Here is a 7,353-nt window from a genome sequence, read left to right as displayed (position 1 = left end):
AAAAAAAGGTTACTTTTACCAAAATTTAAAAATCAACAAAAAAATAAAAATGAAAAAAATCTTATTACTCGTAGCAATTTCAATGTCAATAATTTCTTGTAACAAAGCAACAGAAGCAAAAGAATATAAAACGGCTTACATTGACACTCAAAAAATGATGGAAGATTATACTGAAGCAAAAGAACTTGACGAAAAGTATAAAACCAAAGGAGAAGTAATGGGTCGCGAGCTTGAAGTAGCCGCAAAAAATCTAAAAGCTGAAATGAACGGTTTTCAACAAAATGCTATGGCAAAAGGTCAAGCATGGGCACAACAAAAAGGAGCTGAATTGCAACAAAGAGAACAACAATTGCAATATGCACAGCAAGCGATGATGCAACAATTGCAAGGCGAAAGCGGAAAAGAAATGGACACTTTAGTAAAATCTGTAAAACAACTTATTAAAGATTACGGGAAAGAAAAAGGATACGATTATATTTATGGTACTGGAGACGCAGCGACTGTTTTGTATGCAAAAGATAGTTATGATATTACAAAAGACGTAGTAAAAATGATTAACGAGAAGTATGCTGCAAAGCCAAAAACAGATAAAAAAGAAGAAAAAGCAACAGAGAAAAAATAATTTTTTTTAAATAATTTTAAAAGCCTTCATCTTTAATTAGTTGGAGGTTTTTTTGACTACTATTTTTTCATTCCGACGAATGAGAAATCTCATAACGTGAGCAACTAATGAGATTCCCTCTTCGTCGGAATGACAATAATAAAATTCGTGTCATCCGCGATCCATTTTATAAAACATTAAAATAAATTCAATATTTTGCCCAATATATACAAGCCAAAATGGAAAACATCTCAGCCGAAGCCAATTACACCCTACAATTCATCAACCAAACCCAGCGAAATATCTTCCTTACAGGAAAAGCAGGAACGGGAAAAACCACACTTTTACGGGAAATTATACAAACTACACACAAAAACTGTGTTGTAGTAGCACCCACAGGAATTGCTGCGCTAAATGCTGGTGGCGTTACAATTCACTCGATGTTTCAGTTGCCTTTTGGTGGATTTATTCCAGATAATACTGTTCCACAATTTTCAGAATATATAAAATTTGAATCGAAAGCAACTTTAAATCGAAATTTCAAAATGAGTGGTTTGAAAAAATCGGTCATCAAAAATATGGAATTGCTAATTATCGATGAAGTCAGTATGCTTCGTGCCGATTTGCTCGACGGAATCGATCATATGTTGCAATCTATTCGCAAGAAAAAAATCGCTTTTGGTGGAGTTCAAGTCCTTTTTATTGGAGATTTATTGCAATTACCGCCAGTTATTAAAGACGAAGAATGGAAAACATTACGTAATTATTACAAAGGGAAATTCTTTTTTCATTCGCATGTAATTCAGCAAAATCCGCCGTTGTATATAGAGTTGTCAAAGATTTTTCGTCAAACTGATGAAGTTTTTATTTCTATTTTAAATAATTTACGAAACAATAGGATTTCGCCACAAGATATTCAGAATTTAAACCAATTTGTTAAACCAAATTTCGACCTCAAAGCCAATAAAGGTTACATTACACTTACGACTCACAACGCCAAAGCCGATAGTATGAATGCCAAAGCGTTGGAGGATTTGGAAGGAAAACAATACCAATACAAACCAGAAATAACAGGCGATTTCCCAGAAAAAATTTACCCGATAGATCAGACTTTGCAACTAAAAATTGGAGCGCAAGTCATGTTTGTAAAAAACGATTTGGCTTTCGAAAAACGCTATTTTAATGGAAAAATGGGAATTATCAAATCCTTATCCGAAGCAGAAATTTTAGTACATTTTCCAGATGAAAACACCACGATTGAAGTCGAAAAATACGAATGGCAAAACATTCGATATTCGGTAAACAGCAACACGAAAGAAATAGAAGAAGAAACTTTAGGAACCTTTGTCCACTACCCTATTAAGTTAGCGTGGGCGATTACGGTGCACAAAAGTCAAGGATTAACTTTCGATAAAGCTGCGCTCGATGTATCGCAAGTTTTTCAACCAGGACAAGCCTATGTTGCCTTATCGCGTTTGCGCTCGTTAGAAGGTTTGGTTTTGCTTTCTCCACTGCAAATGAATGGTATTTCCAACGATGCCGACGTGATGAATTATGCCGAAAACAAAGCAACCGAAGAAAAATTAGAAAAATCATTGCAACAAGAAACCACCAGATTCTTACATAATTACTTAAAATCTACTTTCGATTGGGCCGATTTAGCACAAGAATGGCGCAATCATTTGTATAGTTATAATGAAAAAAGCGAATCAGTAACAAAATCGAAGCATTCGCTGTGGGCGAAAAAACAAACCGATACGATTGCCCAAATTCAAGAACCAGCAAGGAAATTCTTGAGTCAGTTAGATAAGCTTTTTAATACAGAACCATTTGATATTCATTTTGTTAAAGAAAGAGTTGATGCGGCTTACAATTATTTTTTCGTACAAATAGATAGCATTGTTTACGATGTTTTGTGGAAAATAGAAGAAGTAAAACGAATTAAAAACGCAAAAATGTTGTTCGATGAATTGTCAGTTTTAGAAGAAGTACAAATAAATGCACTTTTCAAATTGATGAAAGCCAAATTGCTAGTAAAAACAATTGCTTCGGGCGATATAATTTCTAAAGAAAACTTGACTTCCAAAGAAATTAAAACCTATAAAATCAATAAAGTTGATGCGATACACGAAGAATTCAAAAGATTAAACATCACACTAATCGATGATGATCTCGACGTGGAACGTTATTCAAAAAAGAAAAAAGAAACTAAAGAAGCTAAAAAATCGACGGTGCAAGAAACCTACGAATTGTGGATTGAAAAAAACTCTATCAAAGAAATTGCAGCGATAAGAAAACTCACGCCACAAACCATTGGCGGACATTTCGCAAAGCTTATAGAATCACGGACTGTCGCCATTACCGATGTTTTGCCAGAAGATAAAATCGTAGCTTTGGCCGAAGCTTTTTTTGGTTACAAAGAAGAAACCTTAAACCCGCTGAAAGAAAAATACGGCGACGAATTTACTTGGGACGAATTAAAAATGTACAAATCGAGTTTGAATGCGGGTTAATCGAGTGTTTTAATTAAAACCAACACTTTTTCTTTTAAATTTGGGAGATTTATTTTGATAACATTCCAAATAGTAAAGTCATCAACACCAAAATATTCATGTATAACGAGATTTCGCAAACCAATAATTCTAGCCCAAGGAATATCGGGATTATTATCTAGTATTTGTGATGAAATGCGATTACTTGCTTCGCCAATAATTTCTAATTGACGTAAAGTAGCATTAAACATCATCGAGTTTTTTACAAAAGTATCTAAATCAGAATCTTGCAAATAATCTTCAATTTCATTTATTGCATCAATGATATGCAATAATCTAACTTTATCACCTAATCTATCTTGCATAAATTAGTTTTTTTTCTTTATCCAAAATAGGTTTTACGTATTTAGACAAACCTCTTGCCGAAACCAAATCTACTTTTTTAGAAAGTAATTGTTGTAAATCAATTTGCATCTGAATAAACTCTAAACCAATAGGTTGTGTGTAATCTAATTCTACTAACAAATCGACATCACTATTTTCATGACCAACACCACGGCTATAAGAACCAAATAAATAGGCTTTCAAAACGGGTTGTTTCGAAAAAAAATCTGAGATTAGATTTAGTTGGTCTTTAGAGAGTTTCATAAAAAATATTGATTTGTAAAATTAATCAAAATTTGATTGCAAATTACTTTGAATGAACTTAAAATGTACAAATCGGGTTTGGATGCGGATTTGCAATAATAAATACTCGAAACATTGAGAATTATTATATTTGAGCCCAATTTTTTCATATTGCTTCGAGGTCGGGGGACCATCGAAGAGCTAGTCGTTTTTATGGAACACTTTGTTGAGCAGGAGCCAAGAAATCGACAATGCAAGAAACCTACGAATTGTGGATTGAAAAAAACTCTATCAAAGAAATTGCAGCGATTAGAAAACTTACACCACAAACCATTGGCGGACATTTCGCAAAGCTTATAGGATCTGGAACTGTCGCCATTACTGATGTTTTGACAGAAGACAAAATCTCAGCTTTGGCCGAAGCTTTTTTTGGTTACAAAGAAGAAACCTTAAACCCCTTGAAAGAAAAATACGGTGACGAATTTACTTGGGACGAATTAAAAATGTACAAATCGAGTCTGAATGCGGGTTAGTCTTACGCGGCAACTCTTTGTAAAATTATTTTACATGCCATATCCGAAGTTACAGCTACGCTATGACCTATAAACAAAGGTATTGATAAATAACTTCCAGCAACAAGATTATGCGATTCTTCTCCAATTGTAATGGTACAAGTGCCTTCAACTATTAGAAAATGCTCATATTCTTTATCGTGAACTTCAATTGGTGCTCCGTGTTTCAGCCAAACAATAAGTGTTGTTACTTCTTCGCTTGCACTAATAATTTTAGCATCTATGGTTTCATAATCCTCGGAAACTTGCATGTTTGGTCTGTTAATCCATGTTTTAAAATCAGAAACAGTACTGTTTTTATTTAACAATGGTGCAATTGCATACTCTTCGCCATCTTTCAAACGTTCAGTATAGTCAATAGTAGCCATTATCATTGCTTTTGAAGCTGGAGAAATTTCTGGAGCAAACGCTTCTGAAGTTATTTGTAGGGCCTTTGAAATAGAATCAATTTCTTCTTTTATTTCAATATTTTCTTCAGCAAATTTTGTGATTCCAATATTTTCTTCATTAGTAGTCATACCTAACACATACAACTCTAGTATTCCTGAATTTATATAATTTTGTATAGTATCCATTTTTATTGTACTTGTATTTTTTCTTTTAGTTGTCCTCTCAAAATTAGAAGTGCTTTTCGTATTCTTGTTTTTACAGTTCCCACAGGGATATCAAGTTCTTTACTTATTTCTTCCTGTGTATATCCCTTATAATACGCGAGTTCTATAAGAATTAAATATTCAGTTTTTAGTTTTTCAACTATTTTTTTCAACCCAATAGTATCTAAGGAATCCTCTAGAGTAGCAATATTATTTAATGTATATACGTTTTGATCTGTGTTTTGGGTTTTGTTTTTATTATGTTTAGATCTTTTGTAGTCTATACTCATGTTTCGAGAAATGTTAAGCATCCAAGTATATAACCTTCCCTTCGAAGGGTCATAACTATCAAAATGATCCCAAATTTTTAAGAATGTTTTTTGTAAAATATCTTCAGATTCTTCAACATCTTCAACAATAGAATGAATAACACCAAATATAGCTTTAGCATAGTTGTCGTATAAATACTCAAATGCCTTTTGATTTCGATTTTTTATTAAAATCACTAAATCATCATGATTATATATTATTTTCTCTTTCAAAATTATTTTGTGTTAATTAATTTTTATGTTTAATTTCAAAAGTATCATTAACTCAACCAATAAACACCCATTATCGCAGGGATAAAATAAATTACAATGGTTCTGGCGCCATCATAATCTTTGGCAATGCGTTGTCCAAAAAGCAACATAAGTAAAGTTATACAAGACAGGCATGCTCCGTATTTACCAAAAGTTGTTCCGCCGCTTATAGACATTTCTATCATACCAACTATACATAAAATTCCGGCTAGAATCTCGAAAACTAAAACTATTTTTAGAGCAAGCGGCACCTTGTTAGCAAATATAGTTCCTGAGAAATGCTCGGTAAGCCAAGATAGATTCCCGTTCCAATCGGTGTATTTATCGTATCCAGATTGCAAGAAAGTAATGGCAAGAAAAAACAATACAAAAAGTGAGGCAAGGTTTTCCATAGGTTTATTTTTTATGAATTAATCGGGTTAGTTTTATAGACAAATCGGTTAAGATTATTTTGGCATTTCCGTTGCGTTCTATGTGATAAATCGCATCAGAAAGTTCTTTAAATATATCATTTATATTGTTTCCGTTTACAAACGGTGCAAATTTCTCAAAACTAAATTTTTCGACCGCCGTTTCAAGATAAACTAGTTTTTCGGTTTCGTAATTTAATAACAAAGCTTGGCGAAACATTTCGATACAAAAATGCAAGAATTTTTTTTGTGTTTCACGTCCCAAACCAGCTATTTGCTCGCTCCACAAAATTAAATCCTGAATTGCTGCCGCATTTCCTTTGGCTCTAAAAGCGGCACGAACCCAAGTCACGAACCATTCTTCAAACGGTAAATCGTCATTTACTTCGTGGCAAAACCGCAAGGCTTTGTTGTAATTCCCTTGTGATTTGTGCGCAATTTTTTGTGCTTTTTTAGCTTCTATATTTTCATTAGTAATTAATGCTTCGGTAATAGCATTTTCGCTTAGTGCCGAAAAATGCAAGACTTGACATCGGGAACGAATGGTTTGTATAATATCTTCTTCGTTTTCGGTGATGAGAATAAACAGTGTTTTTTCGGTAGGTTCTTCGAGTAGTTTTAGTAATTTGTTTGAAGCGGCAATATTCATTTTATCGGCCATCCAAACAATCATAATCTTGTAACCGCCTTCATAGGCTTTTAACGAAAGTGATTTGAGAACTTCTTGAGCATCTTCCACCCTAATTTCGCCTTGTTTGTTTTTTACATCAAGAATATTGTACCAATCGAAAATACTTCCGTAGGGTTTTTCGGTTAGAAATTTTCGCCAATCGGCAAGGAAATCGACACTTTTTGGTTTTGTTTTTACTTCATCAGTAGTTACCGTTGGATATACAAAATGTAAATCTGGGTGTGAAAAATGATCAAATTTTAAATTGCAACTTTCGTTTCCGCGAGCGTTTTCATTCCCGATATTATTACACAAAACATATTGTGCATAAGCAATGGCGGTGAGCAAAACACCAGATCCTTCTGGTCCTACAAACAGTTGCGCATGCGGAATTCGTCCAGCGGTTGCGCTTTGTACTAAATGACTTTTGATGTGTTCGTGACCTACGATTTGGCTAAACTGCATATGCAAATATAAGGAATACAATAAATTTTACAATATGATTATTGTTAATAAGAAATTTTATAGAATAAGAAAAAAGAATCAAATAACAAGTTGTTTCGCGTTTTTATTAATTTTTTAAGAACAAAGTTTGCTCAATATTAGGAAGTTATAATAATAAAAAATATTTTTGCAACCGCTAAATAATAAAAAATGTAGTAAAAATGCTTGTTTGTAGTTTAAATATACATATTTTTATCATTCAAATAATTTTTGGCACGCTTTTAGCAACGTAGTTTAAAAACACAGAATAAGTTTTATTTATACAACTTTTAAATTTTTAAAACAAGTGAATTTAATTTTTTT

Annotated in this window: 9 protein-coding genes; 3 read left to right on the top strand and 6 right to left on the bottom strand. The window is 33.0% G+C overall.

What is annotated here, in order from left to right; genetic code table 11:
- Positions 1-49 precede the first annotated feature (49 nt).
- Both ACH2BG_RS07640 and ACH2BG_RS07635 read left to right on the top strand, forming a co-directional pair.
- Positions 50-622, top strand: a complete 573-nt coding sequence (locus ACH2BG_RS07640) for an OmpH family outer membrane protein (RefSeq protein WP_395047112.1) — start codon at positions 50-52, stop codon at positions 620-622.
- A 218-nt stretch (positions 623-840) separates the two neighbouring features.
- The gene (locus ACH2BG_RS07635; protein WP_395047111.1) at positions 841-3,114 is read left to right on the top strand and encodes a helix-turn-helix domain-containing protein; all 2,274 of its coding nucleotides are present in this window, start codon (positions 841-843) and stop codon (positions 3,112-3,114) included.
- Here ACH2BG_RS07635 and ACH2BG_RS07630 read toward each other — a convergent pair.
- Together ACH2BG_RS07630 and ACH2BG_RS07625 are read right to left on the bottom strand one after the other, a co-directional pair.
- Positions 3,111-3,458 carry a DUF86 domain-containing protein gene (locus ACH2BG_RS07630; protein WP_395047110.1) on the bottom strand — a complete coding sequence of 116 codons (348 nt, stop codon included), beginning with the start codon at positions 3,456-3,458 and terminating at the stop codon, positions 3,111-3,113. The genes ACH2BG_RS07635 and ACH2BG_RS07630 overlap by 4 nt on opposite strands.
- Complete coding sequence (locus ACH2BG_RS07625; protein WP_395047109.1) at positions 3,448-3,741, bottom strand: nucleotidyltransferase family protein; 294 nt, start codon at positions 3,739-3,741, stop codon at positions 3,448-3,450. The genes ACH2BG_RS07630 and ACH2BG_RS07625 overlap by 11 nt, the downstream gene beginning before the upstream one ends.
- Before the next feature lie 230 nt (positions 3,742-3,971).
- Between ACH2BG_RS07625 and ACH2BG_RS07620 the strand changes: the two genes are divergently transcribed.
- Positions 3,972-4,253, top strand: a complete 282-nt coding sequence (locus ACH2BG_RS07620; protein ID WP_395047108.1) for a helix-turn-helix domain-containing protein — start codon at positions 3,972-3,974, stop codon at positions 4,251-4,253.
- A gap of 2 nt (positions 4,254-4,255) precedes the next feature.
- On the opposite strand, the gene ACH2BG_RS07615 is transcribed toward ACH2BG_RS07620, so the two are convergent.
- Genes ACH2BG_RS07615 through ACH2BG_RS07600 form a run of 4 tightly spaced genes read right to left on the bottom strand, consistent with a single transcriptional unit; the run spans position 4,256 to position 7,011 of the window.
- Entirely contained in the window at positions 4,256-4,867 is a 612-nt protein-coding gene (locus tag ACH2BG_RS07615) for a cupin domain-containing protein (protein ID WP_395047107.1), read from the bottom strand.
- A 2-nt stretch (positions 4,868-4,869) separates the two neighbouring features.
- Positions 4,870-5,427, bottom strand: a complete 558-nt coding sequence (locus ACH2BG_RS07610) for an RNA polymerase sigma factor (RefSeq protein WP_395047106.1) — start codon at positions 5,425-5,427, stop codon at positions 4,870-4,872.
- A 47-nt stretch (positions 5,428-5,474) separates the two neighbouring features.
- Positions 5,475-5,858, bottom strand: a complete 384-nt coding sequence (locus ACH2BG_RS07605) for a DoxX family protein (protein WP_395047105.1) — start codon at positions 5,856-5,858, stop codon at positions 5,475-5,477.
- Positions 5,859-5,862: 4 nt separating this feature from the next.
- Positions 5,863-7,011 (bottom strand): ATP-binding protein, encoded by a 1,149-nt coding sequence (locus ACH2BG_RS07600; RefSeq protein WP_395047104.1) that lies wholly within the window; start codon positions 7,009-7,011, stop codon positions 5,863-5,865.
- Between the last annotated feature and the right edge of the window lie 342 nt (positions 7,012-7,353).

The organism is Flavobacterium sp., from assembly GCF_043779715.1.
In the GTDB taxonomy this organism is placed as follows: domain Bacteria; phylum Bacteroidota; class Bacteroidia; order Flavobacteriales; family Flavobacteriaceae; genus Flavobacterium.
Note: the sequence above shows the minus strand (reverse complement) of the source record. Positions and strands in the feature narration are given on the sequence as shown.